Below are 20,117 nucleotides of genomic sequence, written 5' to 3'. Positions count from 1 at the left end.
CATCCTTAAGAGGCTGGAAAATGAAACGTCAACTCGGCGGCGAGCTGGTGATCCCGATCCTGGCAGTCGCGTTCACCATCTACTACTTCACCACGATTTGGAACTCGCCCTGGACCGCCCAGGTCTCGGCCTTCATGGTCGGCGGCATCCTGCTTCTGGTTTCGGGTATCTTCATCCTGCGCTGCATCCTCTGGCTTGCGCGCGGCGAGGGGTCGCTCGGCTTCGCAAACCTTGTCAGCCGGCAGGACATCGCGACGGGACGCATCGGCCTCCTCGCAGCCACTCTGGGCTTCTGCCTGCTGATCGAGCCGTTGGGCTTCACGCTGGCGACCTTTCTCTTTCTCTTCGCCTCGATGACCATGCTTTCACGCTTCCAGCGGGTGCCCTTCATCTTCGGCCTCTCGGCAGCGATCGCGCTCGTCGGATGGGCGGTGTTCATCTGGGCCTTCGACACACGGTTTCCGCGCGGCTGGTTCGAAACGACGATGAAGGCGGTGCTGGCCAATGGGTGAGACGGCGTCCCTCCTCTTCGAAGTCTTTCTTCACACCATGTCCTATTGGTGGGTCATCGTCCCGACGATCTTCCTCGGGCTGATCGTCGGTGGCATCCCGGGCTTCTCGGCAGCCAACACGATCATCATCCTGCTGCCGCTCACGCTGGCGATGGATGTCGAGACCGGGATCATCTTCATGGTCACGCTCTATTGCGCGGCGCGCATGGGGGCCGGCATTCCGGCGATCCTTGTCAACATCCCTGGCACCGCCGGAGCTGCGGCGACACCGCTCGACGGCTACCCGATGGCGAAGGCCGGCAAGGGCCAGCAGGCACTGTCCATTTCCTTTGTCGCCTCCTGCATTGGCGGTCTGCTAACGACGCTCATCGCACTTGCAACGATGCCACTTCTGGCTCGCGTCGGTTTCTACATGCACTCGGTCGAGATGATCGTCGTCATGCTCTTCGGCATCTCGCTCATCGCGTCGATCGCCGCACAGGACATGGTCAAGGGCCTGATCGCGGGCTTCCTCGGCCTGATGATCGGCTCCATCGGCACCGATGTCGTCTATGCCACGCCGCGCGGCACGATGGGATTCCTCGAGCTTTACGACGGCGTTCCCCTGATCCCGGCGCTTGTCGGCCTCTTCGCCGTCTCGGAAGCTTTCATGATCATCGAGAAGAAGGTGATCATCTCGGAAGACGCCGAGCCCAAGTCCCCTAACTGGCATGACACGTTCGAAGGCGTGACCATCGCCCTTTCCCGCTGGTGGCACATCGTCTGGACCTCGCTCATCGGCCTCGTCATCGGCGTGATCCCGGGCGCGGGCGCTTCCATCGCCAGCTTCGTCGCCTACCAGCAGTCCCGCACTTATTCCTCGACCCCCGAGCGCTACGGCACCGGACACCCAGAGGGCCTGATCGCGCCCGAAAGCGCCAACAACGGCGTCACCTCGGGCACGCTTGTTCCGCTTCTCGTTCTCGGTATCCCCGGAGGTGCGACGGCGGCGATCATGCTCGTCGTCATGCAATTCCACGGCGTCGGCTTCGGCCCCTCGCTGTTCCAGCGGCAACCGGAAGTCGGCTACGGCATGTTCATGGCGATGGCATTGTCTTACCTGTTCATGTTTTTCACGATCCTGCCGCTCTCGCGGTACATGAGCCACGTCACCACGGTGCCGACGATCTATCTGGCGCCTCTCATCATCTCGTTCACGCTGGTGGGCGGCTTCGTGCCCCGTGAATACATGTTCGACATGTACCTCGCACTCGCCTTTGGCTTTCTCGGATACATCGCGCGACGGACGGGCTACCACGTCGCGGCGATCCTGATCGGTGTCATACTCGGACCATTGCTTGAACGATACTTCCTGCTGGCCCTGAAAAAGTCGGGCGGCGATGTCTCCGTCCTCTTCTCGTCGACCCTTGGCAACGTCCTCTGGGTCGCGCTTATCGTATCGCTGCTGCTGCCGATCTTCTTTGAGCGCCGCCGCAGGCGACTTAGTCCAAAGGTACACGCCGAATGAAACAGGAAGTCGAATATCAGCTTTCCCGGAACATCCGTCGATTGGGCCATCTCGACATTCCGGGCGGAGGGCAGGTGGTTGTCCAGGACGGCTACGCCTTCGTCGGTCACATGAAACCGCCGATGGGAACGTCGATCATCGACATACGCGAGCCAGCCAATCCCCGGGTCGTGTCCCATGTCGAACCACCAGATGAATGGTCCCACACGCACAAGGTACGTGTCGCGGGCGACCTGATGATCACCAACGTCGAGATGGACCGCCGTCACTTCCTGCGAAAGGGTGAAAAGATCCCGGCGCTGCGCGAGAAAGGTCTCGATGTTGCCGGTATTGCCGCAGAGCTTGGCGTGAAAGCAGAAGATATTCCCGTCCTCGAGGAGGCAAACGAGCGCGGTTATACGGCGGGCGGATTTCGGGTCTGGGACATCTCGGAGAAGACCGCACCGAAGCTTCTGTCCTACGTCAGGACGCACGGTTTCGGCGTGCACCGCTTCGACATGGACGAAAAATATGCCTACATCTCGACCGAGATGGAGGGCTATCTTGGCAATATCCTGGTCATATATGACCTTGCCGATCCGACCGCTCCGAAAGAAGTATCGCGCTGGCACATGCCAGGGCAGCATCTGGAGGGAGGCGAAACGCCCACTTGGGCAGGCTACAGCAACCGTCTTCATCACGCGATGCGCGTCGGCGACGAACTCTGGGCAGCGGTCTGGCACGCCGGGTTCCGCGTGCTCGATGCATCCGAGATCACGAGGCCAACGGTCAAGGGCAGCTACATCTGGCCGAAGGCGATCCCCGAGCCAACCCATACCGTGATGCCTTTGGACCAGCCGATCAACTCGCGCCGTTATGCGATTGCCATCGACGAGGAGCACGACCACCTTCCGGGCCGTTTGCATGGCTTCCTCTGGGTGCTCGATGTGACCGACATGGGAAACATCGAACCCGTCGCCGCCTGGGACCTGACCGAGCGCTCTTGCCCATGGGTCGGCCAGCCAGGTGTCCGCTTTGGTGCGCACCAATTCCGCGAGAAGTTGGACAGCACGCTTGTATACGCCACGTGGTTCGCCGGCGGGCTTCGCGTCCTCGACCTGAAGGACCCGTTTCTGCCCGTCGAGATCGCTCACTACATGCCCGAACCTGGCAAGGGCGGGCCGCCGCAATCGAATGATGTGGATGTCGGTGAGGACGGGCTGATCTATCTGTTGGATCGTGTCAACGGATTCGACATTCTGGAGATGACGCTGTGACCAAGGAGCGACGTCCGCACCGCGCTGACAACGCCAACCGTCGCGCCGCGGCGCGCATTGCCGGTTTCCCCTGCCCCGGCCGGTCCCGCTTTCGCCCAGCCCAGGTCATCTCGGACCTTCTGCGGGAAAACCCGCAGTGACACTTTCGCTTCGGATCAACGGTGAAGCCCATGAGGTCACGGCGAACCCTGAAACGCCGCTGATCTTTGTCCTTCGCGACGAGCTGAAGCTCAAGGGAACGAAACTTGGCTGCGGGCTTGAGCAATGCGGAGCCTGTGCGGTGCTGGTGGACGGTGTGCCGACCCTGTCCTGCGTGTCGCCTGCCGCCGAATTCGAAGGCAAAGAGATCCTCACGATCGAGGGCCTTGCGGCGACCGAGACCGGCAGGCGCGTGCAGCAGGCCTTTATCCAGGCGACCGCTGCACAATGTGGCTATTGCACAGCCGGCCTGGTTGTCGCCGTCACGGGGCTTCTGTCCAGGACCCCGCATCCAGACCGGGAGACTGCCAAACGCGAGCTGACGCCGCATCTCTGCCGCTGTGGCTCGCACCCCCGCGTGCTGCGCGCCATCGACATCGCGAGCGGCAAGGCATGACCGAGCGGGTTTCCGACCGCCTCCGTCTTGGTGACGGCAAGCTCTTCGTCCGCACCGGCAAAGTCGACATCGGTCAGCGCATCTCAACCGCGCTTGTGGCCATCGTGCATGAGGAACTTACTCTTCCTTTCGAGCGGATCGAGGTCCTGCCCGTCACAACTGCCGACAGTCCGGATGAGGGCGTGACGTCCGGCAGCAACTCGGTGGAACAATCCGGGTGGGCGCTTCGCCGTGCCGCCGCGACGCTGCGCGCCAGTCTCCTTTCGGAGGTCGTCAGGCGGTACGGCGGGGCGCCGGACGACTGGGCGTTGACAGATGGTTCTTTTTTCGGACCCGGTCTGAACCGTCCAATCCCCGTCTTCGATATTGCGGCAGAAGCCGGACTGGACATACCTGTATCCGATGAAGTACCGACGCGATTTCGCGATGATGCGCGCGCGATACCAATGTCCGGCATTGGAGATATCGTCACGGGGCACTATCGCTTCGTGCATGACTTCGATTTACCGGGCATGCTTCATGCCAGGGTCGTCCACCCGCCACATTCGCGCGCGAGTTTGGCAAATATCGATGGCGCCATCCTGCGGAAACTCGAAGACGAGGGCTTTCACATCCACCGCGACGGCAGTTTCCTGGGCGTTGCAGGCCCCTCGGAATGGCCCCTGGTCCGAGCGGCCCAGCGTCTCGCAAATGCGTGCCATTGGGACAGCGGCGTAGGCCTTCCCGAGATGGATATTTTTTCCCAGCTGACACAGGACAATGCGTTACGGCTCACTGTCGTTGACGGGACACCACGCGAGGACACCGAGATACCTGCGCCAATGGAGAACCCGACCTATTTGGCGCGTTACGAACGTCCTTTCACCATGCATGGAGCGCTTGCGCCCTCGGCGGCACTTGCCAAGTGGGATGGCAGGAGGCTTTCGATCACCACCCACAGCCAGGGGATTTACGTCCTTCGCAACGCAATTGCAGAGAGCCTCGACCTGATGCCCAAGGACGTGATCTTGACGCATGCGCCCGGCTCAGGCTGTTACGGCCACAATGGCGCCGACGACGCTGCCTTCGAGGCGGCATTGATTGCGATGACGTTGCCCGGAGCCCCTATCCTGTTGAAGTGGACCCGGGAAGACGAGCACGCCTGGGAACCTTATGGCACCGCCAGCGCCGTCGAGGTCGGCGCCGTCACCGATGGAGATGGACGCATAGCCGAATTTTCCGCTGAAGCCATCGGCGGCACCTTTCGCGGCCGACCGCGCGCCGGGAAGGACCGGACGGGCGCGAAAAAGCTGATTGCAAATCAATTCCGAGCACGGGCGGAAGGGCCCGCACCCGCTGTGCCGAACATGAACCGGCACGGTGGGCTTCAGCGCAATCTCAACCCGGTCTATGACATTCCCAAGGCCCGCTACGTCAAGAACCTTGTTCGCGATTTGCCGCTGCGAACCTCGGCACTCCGCTGCCTTGGTGCGGCGCTGAATGTCTTCGCCATCGAGAGCTTTGTTGACGAGATCGCCAGCGCCGAGGGTTGGGACCCGCTTGAATACAGAAAGGCGCATCTCACCGACACTCGCGCCTTGGCGGTTCTGGACAGGCTTGCCGAAGAAATCACGGAGCACCGGGAAACGGACGGGCGCGGCCTTGCCTATGCCCAATACAAGAACGCCATGACCAGGGTCGGCGTGGCGGTGGACCTCGACATCGATGATAGCGCCTCCATCCACCTCCGGCGCGCTGTCATCGTTGCCGATGCGGGTCGGGTTATCGATCCGGACGGGTTGACCGCGCAACTCGAAGGCGGCTTCTTGCAGGCCGCAAGCTGGGCGCTGTGCGAGGAAGTGACTTGGGATCGCGATGGTGTGACGTCACGTGACTGGGATAGTTACCCGGTCCTGCGCTTCGACGGCGTTCCCATCATCAAGGTCATCCTCCTTGATCGCGGTGACGCGCCTTCTGTTGGAGCCGGCGAAGCCGCGCCGGGCCCGACGCTTGCGGCGATTGGCAACGGCATTTTCAACGCGATTGGTCTTCGCATCAGAAGATTGCCGTTTACCCCGGAATACCTCAGGTCCGCAGCGCTCCATACATGACCGGAGAGGTGTGAGTAGGAGACCGCGCCCATTCGACTTTTCCCTTCTCATTGCACTCGGAAAAAGCGCGCCGCCAAAGTGACTGGCCCCGTCTTCATAGAACCAACGTCCGCTTGCGGACACACGAATTTTGCAGTCGAACGGCGTCATTCTCTTCGCTGTTGACCACAGGGACGACCTGTCTTTCGAGCTGGTCTATTTTTCTCTGATAGTCCCACTGCCAGCCTGCCAGCCGTCGGCTTCTAGAATGGCGCAATTCTTCCGACGCAGTCATTCAATATCCATTGGATGTCTGAATTGGACGGCGTTGCCGTTTAACTTTTTTGCTCCCCGTGTGGGTATAAAATTCATGCGAAATATGATATGATTTTGTGCTGCCACGGTTGCGAAGCCAATTTTGGGGAGGGGTTGGCTGGACAGAGTGGGGGCCGTCTCGACCGCTTGGTGCAAACCCCTCTTTAAAAAAAATGAATCAGGCGGTCGGGACACTGGCGCGGTTAAAGAACATCGCGGGCTTGCGTTATCGGGCATTTGCGTCGGTCACGCTCTGAGGAGAGAGCTTGACGGTCAGCAGCGTGACAGAAGACCCGGGTGCCGCCACCTCGATGGTGAGGGTGGCGCCGTTCAGACGGCCGTGACTGAACAGGGCTATGACGTTCTTCCCGCTTGAGCGACGTGAAAGAGACCGCGTGCGGGCCCGCACGCGGAATAATGGTTGGACTTGCAGAGCGTGCGCGCCAAGATTTCACAGAGAATTCGACCAAGCCGTCGCCGCCAAGGCGGCGTGTCGGTTGAAAAAGGGCCCGGCCGGAGGGAGCCGGGCGCCTTGCGCATGCGCGCTCTGATCAGAAGAGGAAGTCGAAAGCCGCGCCCTGGGCCTCCTCGTCCGCGGGGATGTCCGCCGGGTCGGGAAGGTCGCCCATTGGGACCATGGGGAGCCCGGTAAGCGCCGCGATACCGTCCATGTTGCCTGCCTCAACCGGCGGCAGGCCCTCGGGCGGGCCGGCCTCCTGGGTCTCGGGGCCCTGCGCTTCAGGTGGTGCCGGTACGCCTGCGGGTGGCGCGGGTTCGGCCTGGACGTTCGTGAGAACCTCGCTTGCGGTGGTAATTCCAGCTGCACTTTTGCCTGTGAGCGCGTCGAGCGCTTTCTGAATTGCCTCTGCCTTCATGACGTCAGTCTTTCCTGCTGCGTTTTGGGTCGTAGGCGCAAAGTATCAAGAGAATTGAGGCGAGAATATGACATAAGCGCCCGCTCTTCGAAACTCGGCACCAATTCGCCCACGGAAAGAGAACGTCGAGTTGGTATCAGCGCCTCGGGCACGTCACAATTTGCTCCGCGGCCATGGCAGCTGGAGTGCCCTGATCGTCCCACTTTGAGCATGCGCCGCCGCCGCCGCGGTGGACCGAGGACGGTCCGCCTCGAGTGTGAAAGAACGCACTCACCGAGAGACGAGACTTTGAACTCCAATCCGTCTGGCGAGGACACATGCTCGCGGTCAGGGCGCGCGCGTCTCTTCCGCGAGAAAACGCGAGACCTCTGCCGAGAGCCCGTCCCAGTCGGTAAAGTCATGCTCGCCGTCACCCGGATCAAAATCCCGGCCTCTGAGAACAACGTGCCGGATAACTTGCATCGCAAAGTAGTCGTAGTGATCTGTGCGCACGGCACCGGCGACGAGCAGCTCAACGTCGGGTTCGAGACCCGTTCGCATTTTCATCTCTAGCACGTAGTCCTCCGCTTCCTCCCGGCCCTCGGGGAAAGCGGCACTCAGGCTGACCGAGAGAAGAAGCGTCCTAACGCGCGCCAGCTCTTCTCTGTGCGCCACGATCAGAGCTTCAAAGGTCTTCGGATGGCGTCTCTGATGGACTGGCGCGGCCAGGATCACCGCATCGATCCAATCGAAGTCCAGATCCGCAGGATCGTCGGCGTCAACTAAAAGGGCATCATGGCCCAGTCGCGCCGCGGCCTCCTCGACGAAACGCGCGATCCGGCCTGTGTGCCCCTCCTCGGTTGCAAATAGGATCAAAACCTTCATGAGCCACCTCCTCCCCCTAAAATCCTTTGAAGGGCGCTGCGAAACTGTAATCCGCGTAGCCTCCGACTTGTGGCCTGACGATCACCCGAAAGGTTCATGGTTGCAACACGACGGCGCAGCCGCGTCTGCCGATGTTCAAAGCGCGCCGGAGATTGGTCGTCCTCTGACTGGTAGCAGAATACGGCGCTCTTCAGACGAAGAAGGCCAGGTCGTCAACAACCAAGCCGCCCGATGCTGTCAGGACAACCTCGTCGACGTCGTCGAAGATGCACGACAGGGAGACGCTCTCCTCCTTGCCGGCACGCAGGCTGAACGTTTCGTCCCCAATGCCTGACATTCGCATGAGCCATGCTATGAGGAGCAGTTTTACGGCATCAAAAAAGGAACGGTCACGCAGAACCGGCACCAGGCATCCCGTCAAGTCACGCTCGGAAATCTTCGCGGCTTTTTTATGCGCGTATCTCCCCGCGAGAACGCCCAGACGGAAGGGCGCTGTTTCCAAAGGGAAAACAATCCCTCACTCTTCTGACGCTCGGTTTCCAAATCGGACCCTTAACACATTAAAATGGCTATTAAATTTCATAAAAATGCCTCACCGTGCTAGGGAAACTCAGAAAATTTCTTTGCACGGATACTCACTTCCGTGAGGGACAGGAGGTCATGACATGCCGAAGCCCAATGACACCGGTGGCGGAAAAAATGGCGGCGGTGGCGGCGGTGGTGACATTGCCTTCGTCGTACAGGGTCTCAGCGCTGATGAGACTGCGCTGATCGGAACCTGTGATCCCTCCGTTAGCACGATCACGGTCCGCGTTACCGATGCTGACGGGACCACCTGGGAAGGCACAGCAAATGTCGAGAGCGACGGCAGCTGGTCCATCGAATTCATCAACTTGATCAACATCGACCCCGCGGCACCCGCGGATGACTTTTCCGACGAAATAGGCAACTTCACGGTCTCGGCCTCTTACACGGAGATAAACCCGAAAAACAATCGGCCCAAAACGGTGTCGACCGAGCCCTATAATCTTCTGATAGAAGGCGAAGATACGACCGCCCCGACCGCCTCGGTTCCGCTTCTGCTCGCGTCCTCGGATTCAGGTATCGAGGGTGACGGCGTCACAAATATCGATATTGCCAGTTTCCGGATCGATCTTGATGCCAGCGTGGAGACCGGGGATCAGATCGAACTCCTGATTGACGGCGTCATGAATGTCTCGGCCACGATTACCCAAGCCGACATCGACCAGGGCTATGTCGTACTGACCACGACGGATACCGGCCTGTCCGAGGGGGAAAACCTCGTCAGTGCACGCCTCTATGATGCGGCCGGCAACGAAAGCGTTACCGCCACGACCAGCCTGACATTCGATATCGTGGCTCCAAACGCGTCCATTGATGCCGTGCTGTCCGACGATGTAACCCCGGACGCCGACGGTGTCGTCACCGACACGACACCGACGGTCACTGGCACCACCGAGCCCGGCGCAACTGTCCAACTCTACGATGCCGGCGGAACGCTCCTCGGAGAGACTATTGCGTCGGACGGAACCTGGGCGATTGAAATCCTGGGGCTCGGCGATGGGACCCATACCTTGTATGTTGTCGTCACTGACGTCGCGGGGAATACCGCGACATCGGCGGATTTCCAGATAACCATAGACAGTTCGGTTTCGATCGCAACGATCGACGGTATCTCCGATGATACCGGCATCGACGGCGACGGCATCACCTCGGACACCACACCGGTTCTGACAGGCATGGCGGAGGCGGGGTCGACCGTGATGGTCTACCCCGTCATCGGCGGCGAGGCGAACCTTGACGCTGGCGTGATCGCCACGGTCGCTGGAGATGGTAGCTGGACATTCGCTCCTGGAGCCTTGACGGATGGGACCTATACCTATCGGGCACTCGTCACTGACGCCGCGGGCAATACAGCCTGGACGAGCGATCTCAGCATCACAATCGACACTGCGGTCAGTGCCGCTGTTCTGACCGAAGTCAGGGTCGATGATGGCGGGTCTTCGGACGCCCTGCCTATCGGCAGCGGATCGACAACTACCGATTCAAGTCCGCTTTTGGTGGGCACGGCCGAGCGCAATGCACGCGTGGATGTTTATGTAAATGGCGTCCTTGCGACGCACACCTATGCGGACGATGCGGGTGACTGGTCGGCAAACCTTTCAGGCCTTGCTGCCGGAACCCACGAGATCACGCTCCAGACCTTCGACGAAGCGGGCAATGTTGCGGGGGAGCCCACCGGCCCCTCCATTTTCACTATCTTGGTTGAGGAACCTCCCGCACCCGAGATCGATCCGCTTTACGCCGAACAGTGGAACCTGCAAATGCTGGGCGGCATCGAGGATGTCTGGGTGGATTATACCGGCGTCGGCGTCACGGTTGCGGTCTATGACGACGGGATCGAATACACCCATGTCGATCTCGACGACAATTACGACGCCTCGCTGCATCTTAGGTATCGGGGCACAGAACTCGACCCGATGCCGACAAACGAGAACGAGGCGAACCACGGGACCGCCGTGGCCGGCATCATCGCGGGCGAACGTAACGGCGAGGGCACGGTAGGCATCGCCTATGACGCCACGCTGGTCGGCGTGAACATCTTTTCGGGCCCGGCGAACATCAACACCACCGATACAACCGTCTTCGAATATGCCATCGCGCAGATGGGCAATTTCGATGTCGTCAACCACAGCTGGGGCGGCGCACCGACCTATCTGAACGACACCGCGGCCCCCATCCTGGCCTATGTCGCGGCCGCCGAAGACGCGACAACGACCGGTCGGGGCGGGCTGGGGACGATCATCCTGAAGGCCGCGGGCAACTGGGCGGACAGTTCACAGGGCGACTTCACCGATACGACCCGCTTCTCGATCACCGTTGGCGCCTACGATTCCGATGGCGACGTCTCTTGGTACTCCAGCCGCGGCGCGAACATCCTGGTCTCGGCGCCATCCAGCGGCAACACCATCGTCGATGCCAATGGCGACATGACGGCCGAGAGCGATCTGCGCATTCCGACCACGGACCGCCTGGGCAGCTTCGGCTATGGCCCCGAGGACTGGAGCAGCGCCAACGACACCAGCGGCTTCGGCGGCACCTCGGCGGCAACGCCGACCGTGGCGGGCGTCGTGGCCCTGATGCTGGACGCAAACGAATTGCTGGGCTGGCGCGACGTGCAGACCATCCTCGCGCAATCGGCAACCTGGACCGGCAGCGAGATCGAGGTCCAGAGAACTGATGCCGAGATCGTCCCCGTCGACCTGGATTCCGACGGCATACGCGAAACGACAGGGCTCGATCAGATCGAGTATTTCCCGGGCACCTGGAACGGTACCGACACGTGGAACGGCGGCGGCATGCACTTCTCGGAAGACTATGGCTACGGTGCCGTGAACGCGCTGGCCGCCGTGCGCATGGCGGAGGTCTGGGGCTTCTTCGACGTGCCGCAAACCTCGGCGAACGAGGTTAGCTATGGCACCGGGGTCATGACCCCCAACCTCACGGTCTCGGGCAACGGCGACATTGCTGAATGGACTTTCGACTATTCCGGCGCGCCGATGGACCTGGAATATGTCGACATCTACATGAACCTCAGCACGACGCTGATGCAGGAGGTGATGCTCCAGATCACCTCGCCCGACGGGACGACCGTGACGCTGCTCGACGTGCCGATCAACGACTACACGCCGGCCTATGACTTCATCGGCTTCCAGCTTTTGACCGTCAACGTCACCTGGACCTTCGGGGCCAACGCCTTCCGCGGCGAGGACCCCAACGGCACCTGGACCGTGACGCTCATGGAAAAGGACGTCACCTTCGACGTCGACAACTACCGGAGGGAGTACGACGGCAACACTCTTGTCGAGCTGGGCATGGAGTTCCACGGCTCGGACACCGGCCTCGACAATGACATCTACACCTATACCGACGAAATGCTGAGCATGGGTCTCGACGGCGACGCCGATCGCGTCACCCTGTCAGACACCGGCGGCATCGACTGGCTGAACCTCGCGGCGATGACATCGGATATCGCGGTCGATCTCGCAGCCGGCGTGACTGCCGGAGAAGTGACCATCGCCTCCTTCGATGCCGGCACCCAGATCGAACATGCGGTCACAGGGGACGGCAACGACACGCTTCTGGGCGACGACAGCGCCAACCGGCTCGCCGGGATGCGTGGTGACGACGACATCAGCGGCGGGGCCGGACTGGACGAACTATACGGCCATTTCGGGAACGATACCCTTGCAGGCGGAGCCGATGCGGACATCTTCTACTTCGAGTTCGGCCACGGCGACGACGTGATCCTCGACTTCAACCAGGAGGAATTCGATCTCGTCTCGCTGAGCGGTTTCTCAGAGACCACGTTCACCGACCTGTCCTTCAGCATCTCAGGCTCCGACCAGATCCTGCAATTCGCAAGCGGCGACAGCCTGACCTTTGCGAACTACGCAGAACTGACCCTTACGGCGGATGATTTCCTCTTCGACAGCCAGTTCGTCGCATAACACGGCAGACCTCGGTCGAAAGGGGACTTCGGAAGACCCTTTTCGCTCGGCAGGAAAGCCGTTCTGAGCGCGAGCAGAGTCGCGGTGTCGAGGTTGCGAGACAGGGTTCCGCTACTCCGATCGCGCTGTCGTTTGAAGACGAGGTCGCACGTTATCGGGCCTTCGAGTCGGGAATTTTGCGGACCTCTTTAAAAAGGGGTCTCAACGGGGCCGAAATCTTCGCCCTCGAGATGACTCGGGCTGGCGCCCGTTCGGGGGTCTTACTCCCCGTCGTTCCATCGGGCCGGGCCCGCGGTCAGCGTGAGGTCAAACCATCGCGCCGCGAGATCGACCACCGCCGCAAGCGCGCCCGGCTCCTCGAAGAGATGCGTGGCGCCGGGGATGATCTCGAGCTTTGCCGGGCAGCGGAGCGCGGCGTGGGCGGCCTCGTTCAGCTCGATTACCCCGTGGTCCGCACCGCCCACGATCAGCAAGGTCGGGGCCTCGACCGAGAGGAGGGCGCCTTCGGCCATGTCGGGACGCCCGCCGCGGGAGACCACGGCGCCGACCTCGCCGGGGGCCTTGGCCGCGGCCACGAGCGCCGCCGCTGCGCCGGTGCTCGCGCCGAAGAGCCCGAGAGCGAGGGCACCGAGGTTGGGACTCGCGCGGACCCAGCGAATGGCCGCGCCCACGCGCTCGGCGAGGAGCGGGATATCGAAGACATTGGCCCGGTCGCGCGCCTCTGCCTCGGTCAGAAGATCGAAAAGGAGCGTCGCGAACCCTTGTTCAGCGAGAGCCTCGGCGACCGCGCGGTTGCGCGGGCTGAGCCGACTGCTGCCGCTGCCATGGGCAAAGACGATCAAGGCTTTTGCGCGCGGCGGTAGAAGCAAGGTTCCGGGCAAGGATATCTGCTCGCCGTCTGCAGCGACCTCAACGCCGCGTTCCTCGATCTCGGTCATGAGGCATCTGACCGTGGACGCGGCTTCGGTGCCTTGACGCTGATCAATTCCTGGTCCCGGGCCGGGAGGTTGGCCGTCTGTCGCGTCTTGGTTGGAGACGATTGCGCCTCGTCGAAAGACAAGGCCCCGGGCGCGACATGCGTCCAGGGCCTCGCGTATTTCGGTGATAATGGCCGATCAGAAGAGGAGGAAGCTCTCGTCGAGCTTCGTCTCGGTGCCATCGACCCCGGTCAGCGTCACGCTGTTCTCGCCATCGCTGAGGATGGTATTGCCATCGACGGCCGTGATCAGGAGGTTCTCGAGCGTCAGGCCGGTGTTCGAGAAGTCGAGGCGGTCTTCGCCGACAGTATAATCCTCGATCGTATCCTGTCCCCAGCCGCTGCTGAACCCGTAGGTGTCGAAGCCGGCACCGCCCGCGAGCACATCGTTGCCCGCACCGCCGTCGATCCAGTTGTCGACCTCGTTGCCGCGGATCACATCGTCATGGCCGCCGCCGATCGCATTCTCGATCGTGGTACCAAAGGCAATCGCGACATTGTTGCTGCCAAGGGCCGTGATATCGCTGAATACACCTTCATTCAAATCGATCTCCACACCGTAGGTGGCTCCGGACATGTCGATCGTATCGCGGCCGCCGGCATCCCAGATGACGGCCGTGCCGTCCGAAAGGGCATCAAACGCATAGACGTCATCGCCGGCCGTGTCCGAGGTGTTCGCGCCGTAGAGGTACTGCAGTGCCGCAACGTCATAGAGTTGATAGGAATCTGGAAGTCCGAATTCGGGATGTGCACTGCCAGACATAACCGAATACTGCAGGTTGTTTTCGTCGTTTGGGAGTGCAGAATGATCCAGGCCTATGGCGTGACCAATTTCATGAGTTAGCGTCCAGTAAGCATAATCTCCCGGGTCCATGCCGGTGGCCACATGCGCCAAATCTAGCCAGATATCCGAGGAATACGTTCCCGTTTCGGTTCCCAAGGGCTTGAACGCAAGCCCTTTTGCGCCGCCGAGATCAGCTAAGCCGAACGTGATCGTAGCCGGCCCATCAACCACTTCAACGAATTCAACATTCGCAAAGGAGGACAGCTCGGACAGTATTGCTCTGACAGTCTCCTGCTGTGCATCGTCGAAAGCCGCGAAGGTCTGAGCTTGTGCGGAGTTTTCGTCATAATAGCTGGGCACACCTGACAGGAATGTATAAGTGACCTGGACGGCCGTCCCGAGGTCGTTCCCGGCATTGAGCCGATAGGGATCGCCATAGATCAACCCATCCACGTAATAGGGCGTGGGCTCCGGGGTCGGCGCTGGTGCTTCCGGCGCCGACGTGGTGAGGCTCAGGGTGACTTCCGCGGTCGACAGCGCGTCGCTGCCGTCGGACACCGCGTAGATGAAGCTGTCTTCCGTGGTCTCCGTTTCACCGGCCGTGTAGCTGAAGGTGCCATCTGCATTGAGTGTCACCGAGCCCCCGGCCGCGGTCTTAAAGACCAATGATGCACCGCTGCCATCTCCTGATACGAGGGCGTCTGCCGATGCGCCGCCCGCCACAACGGACAGGGCATCACCATCGGGGTCCGCGTCATTGGACAGGGTGTTGAACGAACCTAAATAATCTGCGCCCAGGTAAATCGAAAAGCTGTCATCCACAGCGATCGGAGCGTCGTTCACCGGCAGGATGTCAATCGAGACGCTTTCCGTCAGCTCTGCGCCGCTCGCATCCATGACCGTGTAGGTGAAGCTGTCCTCGCCGGTGACATCCGGATTTGGTGCGTAGGAAAGGGTTCCGTCGGTATTGATCGTGACGGCCCCCAGGGCACCCTGCGTGACACCGACAATCGTGAGGCCCTCTCCGGCGTCATTGCCGAGAACGTCGATCACGATCGTTCCGTCCTCAGGGACCGGGCCACTGTCGGCAGCTGTCGCGAAGCTTGGGACGGGGTCAGATGTCAGGCTTGCTGTCGAAATCCGCGCATCATCAAAAAGAAGCCACTCGATCTCCGTAAGGATGTCCCGGTCACCCGTGATCAGCGAGGTGACGGTCACCACATCGCCGTCAATCGCAAGCGTGTAGTCATGTTCCGACCCGAGATACCGAGCCGTGTCGGAGCCAAGGCCACCTTCGAGGATGTCCGACCCCTCTCCGCCATCGAGAATGTCATCGCCCTCGCCGCCGACAATACTGTCCTGTCCAGCCTGTCCTAGGAGCGTGTCATTCCCGGCGGCACCGGTGATAGTGTTGTCTTCCGCGTTCCCGGAACCACTGAAGTCACCCTCGCCCAGGAAGGTCAGGGCCTCGAGGTTGTCGCTCAGCGTCCAATCCACGCTCGCGAATACGCTGTCGATGCCAGCATTGTTCTTCTCGAAAACCTGGTCATCCGCGTGATCGATGAAATAGGTGTCGTCGCCCCGGCCGCCGGCATATGTGCCCGCGACACCGTCAGCTTCGAAAATCAGGTTTTGCTCTCTACCAGGACCCGTTCCACCGTTACCCTTGTCGATATTCTTCGGCATGAACGCGCCTCTCGTGCATAGGGTTTCCGGCTGTTTTTTTCCCGAAACTAGCCCTCCGCAAGGCAGAATCATGGCCATAGCGTGGCATGGGCGCTTTGTTGCCCATTTCGGCATTGGGCGGGTTTTGCCGAGCGTGACACGCTCGCCCTGGCTCTTTACGTCGCTCGGAAGGCTGAAATCGCCACTCGCCCAATGGTAGAGAGAAAGCCTTGCTCCTGTCACAAATCGGAGCCTTGGAAACGGCTCCCAAGTCGTTTTTGTTTCTATTTCGGAAACAGAAATAGTAAACTGTTATGTATTGTTAAATATTCGGAATGATACAAATATTCCAAGTTTTCTATTGATTTTCGAATGCTTTGTGGCGCAAGCTGAAAATATACTTTCGGATAGAACCGAATTGTCAAAGTGAGTGCAGAAGCCCTGGCAGCTTGTGTGAGTTCCTATCCAGTATCAGTTCGCTGCTTGTGATGTGACGACAGGCGAAGCGGTATCGAGCATCCTGATTGGGCTGGGGGCTCGTGGGGATGTACAAGGACGGTTTTAGGCACGGATCGTCAAAAGATTGGGTATCTGTAGCTGGGTCAGGCTCGCGCGGTCATGATCGCGCGATCGGCGAGTGCAATAATCGGAACACGCCACAAGCAGCATTGATTGCCCGAGCGTCGGGAGACGCATCTCAGGTTCAAATTCCAGAAAGACAACGGTGGGGTCGGTCGATCTCGCGCTCAGCGGGCTGCGGAAGGCCGCCTTTCGCCTCCGATCGAGACACGTCGAACACCAGCAACATCGGAACACGGAATCGTCGCTTGACCCGTATCAACTACCTGCGTGCGTCCGGATAGGCAAACTTAAATCGGATCGTCAAGCAGGATGCGCAAGCGAGGTTCTCGAGGCTGGCGCGCTAGGCAAATTCTTATGGGGGAAATGAACAATGACGGACCTTTCTGACAGCGACATTTTTGGCGGCATAGTTCTCGATGAAAGCTTGGGGCAGCAAAACGGGGGAGATACCGTAACGCAATCCGGCGTAACGCTGGAAGACGACAACGACAATGACATCTCGGTCAACGAACTTCCTCCTGTGTTCGCCAATTGGATGGCCGCTTATCTGAGCGTCAACGTTGCAGATCTCGACGACGAAATCCACGAGGCGGCCCTGTCGAATTACGGCACTGTCACCGGAACTGTCGATCTCACAAACCTCAGCGACGGCGACACAGTATTGATCAATAACGTTGCTGTAACTTATGATGCATCCGCCCTGGATCCATACGCTGACCTCATTGCGCAGTTCGGAAGCCTTTCTGGCATCAATGCTGAGTTGAATGCCGATAACCAGATCGTCCTCTACACCACTGGCAACCTGAGTATCTCAGGCGATACAGAGGCCTTCGGTCTGCCTGCCCTTCTGAACGTGGCCGCCGATTCATTCGAACTGACCAAGGTCTTCTCGTTGACCGGAGACGATCTCGACTACATCGCGCTGACCACAGGCACCGGCGGTTTGCCGTTTCCCGTTCTCGGAGTGGATGCCGACGGCGTTCCGAGTGGCCTCTGGACGTCCGGAAATACCGATGAGGACCGTAACCCGATTCATCTGTGGTTGGTGCCAGACCCAACCAATGATGGAGTGGATGACTACATTCTCATTGGCTTTGAAGTCGACGCAGATGGCGACCCCATCGACCCCACCAGCCCTGCGATCGCGATCTATTTCGAGCAGGTCCTGACACCTGGTGCAACTGACAGCGATCCGGACACGCTCGAAGGCCGATTCTGGACGGTCCAATTCGACGGTGTCTCCATCGATAACGCCAATTCAGAGAATCTTGTTGGGCCCGATGGTCCGGACAATCTGGTCACCATTCTGGATGAAGCCATCTCGCTGACCATCACAAATGAATTGTCCTTCGACGCCACGAACGCGCCCTCCGGTCAGAACATGTTCATCATGTTCGCCTCCACAGGGTCGGTCGCGACCGATGAAGACGGTGACGGCGTCCTTCGTCATGATTATGCCATCGTCGCTACCGGCCGCGACCCGGCTGACGTGGACAGCGGTGAAAATCTTACGTCCGGCGACACTGTCAACTCGTCTAAGGCCAAGGGTCAGGACCAGGTGTTCGGTACCAACAACCAGATGTTGACGGCGGACACAGACGGCGATGGTCTCGGGGATACCCTGGTCCTGACTTTCGTGACTGGCGCCCGCGCCGATTATACCGTGCCGGAACTCGATCAGAACGAAGCGGATGATGAGCACAAGATTGATTTCGAAGACACACTTGGCGCCACCAGCGCGCAATTCGACGTCGTTCAGCTACAAAGCGGGAAGTCGGCGGTCCTGTACCTCACAGCCCTCTCTGAAAACATCAGTGGTTCAGATACGATCGATGGGTCGACTACCGGCCTGCTTGGCGGGTCGACTTTCGAGGAAGACCTCGAAACTCAGCTCGGCAATATGGACAGCGTCGCCGGAATAATGGTCGGCTTCGAGTCCATCACGGTCGTCGGTGCGCGCGCAAAGGGCAAAAACGCGCCCGATGTGACGTTTACAGTTTCCTATGCGGAATATGCTGCCTACGTCGGCGCGGATGACGCAGGCTCCGACCTGCTTGATTTCGGTGACCCAATGACGGTTCTCGGAAGCGATGGTTCATCCACCATCACGGTTGCGTTCAACGAAGACGGAATGGGCGTCCAAATGGGCGGCATCCTGGCAGGGGATACGGTCAAGTACACAACCGACGACTACCATGTCCGTCTCCTGATCGAGAACGACGGCGACAATTCCGGTGACGACAGCGCCGAGTTCGACGTTGGCAACTTCATGATCACCCAGGTCTCGACGCAGTCTGTCGCCATCGGGGACATTTTCGGCTTCGAAGACGACTATCCGTTCGAAGCGGAGTCAGCACCCAAATATGTCGAGGAAGAAGACTCCTTGCTTGGCGGTGCGGGCAATGAGGACGAGACGACGTCCGTGCAGGTCGACTTGGCCGACGTCGATACCGATGTAGTCGCTGACAACGATTTCGACAACATTACCAATGGCGTATCGGTAGATGCCCCGACGATCCTTCAGGTGGTGTCGGGAACCGATGCGGACGCGGTTTTCAGCCTTGACCTTACGGGCGCGACACTGCCGGTGCGCTACTCACGGGACGCGCTGATCGACTACCACCGTGTGGTCAATGATGATGGCGGTTCGCCCACGCCGACGATCACCGGCTACGTGATCTACGGAACAGTGGTGTCTATTGAGGGGACAAAGACACCATCGACGGACATAGATCCAGGAGCGTCATTGGTTTCGACGTCATTCACAATCGACGAACTTGACGATGATAGCGAAGCTTTCTCCTTCAATGTCCCCACTGATGGCGAGACCGTTGAGCAACTGGTCACGGCGATCAATGCATCAGGATTTCTGACAGCCGAGCTGGATGGCGACACCCTGCGCATCGAGTCCGTCGATCATGCAAACCTCGACTTTTCCGGCTTTGAAGAATTCGGGATCACCGATGGCGCCTATGGCGATTACGCGGACGACGATGCAGATCCTCTGACGACGAGGTCATTGGATAACGCGGTGACCTTTGAGGTCACACCGGCGGGCCTTCTGACGTTTACGGTTCTCCGGCAGATTGACCACGATGGCGCGCAGTTCGGGGACAACCTGGAAGCGGACATCGCGTTCGATTTCACCAGTGCGCTGCATGTCGTCGATTCTGACGGCGACCCGGTGCTTGATCTTGGCGATCTGGCGGATTTCCGGGTTCTAGACGACGTTCCGATAACTGTCGCGGGTTATTCGAGTGGCGTTGTTGAAGACGAGCACTTCAATCCGGATGCTACGGACGATCCGGGCACCGACGATGTCGGTCCGGATCCGAAGGATGGGGACGTTGAGGGTAACCTTGGCATCACCACCAATACAGCGAGCGGGTCACTGGCGGGCCTCGTCAGCGTTGGGACGGACGAAAATCTTGGAGGAGGCGCGGCCTTCTCGCTGACGTCGTCGGGTCTTGGGGATCTTCCGGACCTGTTCTCGGGGGGCGAGGCGGTTGTCTACGACCTCGATACGACGAACAACATTCTCTACGGCTACATCGAGAGGGGCGATCCCGGGGCGGACTCGAACGA

General features: G+C 60.1%; 12 protein-coding genes. 7 read left to right on the top strand and 5 right to left on the bottom strand.

From position 1 onward, the window contains the following. Window positions 1–20: 20 nt before the first annotated feature. The 5 genes from ACKLNI_RS03240 (at window position 21) to ACKLNI_RS03220 (ending at window position 5,960) form a co-directional block, all read left to right on the top strand. Window positions 21–512, top strand: coding sequence for a tripartite tricarboxylate transporter TctB family protein (locus ACKLNI_RS03240; protein WP_413717577.1), 492 nt, complete (start codon window positions 21–23; stop codon window positions 510–512). After that, a complete protein-coding gene (locus tag ACKLNI_RS03235) occupies window positions 505–2,019 on the top strand; it encodes a tripartite tricarboxylate transporter permease (protein WP_413717575.1) in 1,515 nt (504 codons plus the stop codon). Before ACKLNI_RS03240 ends, ACKLNI_RS03235 begins: the two co-directional genes overlap by 8 nt. Beyond that, window positions 2,016–3,275 carry an LVIVD repeat-containing protein gene (locus ACKLNI_RS03230; RefSeq protein WP_413717574.1) on the top strand — a complete coding sequence of 420 codons (1,260 nt, stop codon included), beginning with the start codon at window positions 2,016–2,018 and terminating at the stop codon, window positions 3,273–3,275. Before ACKLNI_RS03235 ends, ACKLNI_RS03230 begins: the two co-directional genes overlap by 4 nt. A gap of 136 nt (window positions 3,276–3,411) precedes the next feature. Further along, on the top strand, window positions 3,412–3,870 hold the full coding sequence (locus ACKLNI_RS03225) for a (2Fe-2S)-binding protein (RefSeq protein ID WP_413717573.1): 459 nt from the start codon (window positions 3,412–3,414) through the stop codon (window positions 3,868–3,870). Continuing rightward, window positions 3,867–5,960, top strand: a complete 2,094-nt coding sequence (locus tag ACKLNI_RS03220) for a molybdopterin cofactor-binding domain-containing protein (protein ID WP_413717572.1) — start codon at window positions 3,867–3,869, stop codon at window positions 5,958–5,960. Before ACKLNI_RS03225 ends, ACKLNI_RS03220 begins: the two co-directional genes overlap by 4 nt. An 845-nt stretch (window positions 5,961–6,805) precedes the next feature. Here the strand turns inward: ACKLNI_RS03220 and ACKLNI_RS03215 are convergent. From ACKLNI_RS03215 to ACKLNI_RS03205, 3 genes are all read right to left on the bottom strand, one after another. Then, the gene (locus ACKLNI_RS03215) at window positions 6,806–7,129 is read right to left on the bottom strand and encodes a hypothetical protein (RefSeq protein ID WP_413717571.1); all 324 of its coding nucleotides are present in this window, start codon (window positions 7,127–7,129) and stop codon (window positions 6,806–6,808) included. A gap of 327 nt (window positions 7,130–7,456) precedes the next feature. Next, window positions 7,457–7,993 (bottom strand): flavodoxin domain-containing protein, encoded by a 537-nt coding sequence (locus ACKLNI_RS03210; protein ID WP_413717570.1) that lies wholly within the window; start codon window positions 7,991–7,993, stop codon window positions 7,457–7,459. 190 nt (window positions 7,994–8,183) lie between these two features. Next, window positions 8,184–8,495: a hypothetical protein gene (locus tag ACKLNI_RS03205; RefSeq protein WP_413717569.1), complete on the bottom strand. Its 312-nt coding sequence runs from the start codon at window positions 8,493–8,495 to the stop codon at window positions 8,184–8,186. A gap of 163 nt (window positions 8,496–8,658) precedes the next feature. Between ACKLNI_RS03205 and ACKLNI_RS03200 the strand changes: the two genes are divergently transcribed. Further along, window positions 8,659–12,525, top strand: a complete 3,867-nt coding sequence (locus tag ACKLNI_RS03200; RefSeq protein ID WP_413717567.1) for an Ig-like domain-containing protein — start codon at window positions 8,659–8,661, stop codon at window positions 12,523–12,525. Window positions 12,526–12,785: 260 nt separating this feature from the next. On the opposite strand, the gene ACKLNI_RS03195 is transcribed toward ACKLNI_RS03200, so the two are convergent. Further along, window positions 12,786–13,463: a dienelactone hydrolase family protein gene (locus ACKLNI_RS03195; RefSeq protein WP_413717566.1), complete on the bottom strand. Its 678-nt coding sequence runs from the start codon at window positions 13,461–13,463 to the stop codon at window positions 12,786–12,788. Between the two features lie 177 nt (window positions 13,464–13,640). Beyond that, on the bottom strand, window positions 13,641–15,971 hold the full coding sequence (locus tag ACKLNI_RS03190) for a cadherin-like domain-containing protein (protein ID WP_413717565.1): 2,331 nt from the start codon (window positions 15,969–15,971) through the stop codon (window positions 13,641–13,643). A 931-nt stretch (window positions 15,972–16,902) separates the two neighbouring features. Between ACKLNI_RS03190 and ACKLNI_RS03185 the strand changes: the two genes are divergently transcribed. Continuing rightward, window positions 16,903–20,117, top strand: a 3,215-nt coding sequence (locus ACKLNI_RS03185; protein ID WP_413717564.1) for a hypothetical protein, incomplete at its 3' end; no start/stop codon positions are given.

Source organism: Silicimonas lutimaris, assembly GCF_047314965.1.
In the GTDB taxonomy this organism is placed as follows: domain Bacteria; phylum Pseudomonadota; class Alphaproteobacteria; order Rhodobacterales; family Rhodobacteraceae; genus JAVJUV01.
Note: the sequence above shows the minus strand (reverse complement) of the source record. Positions and strands in the feature narration are given on the sequence as shown.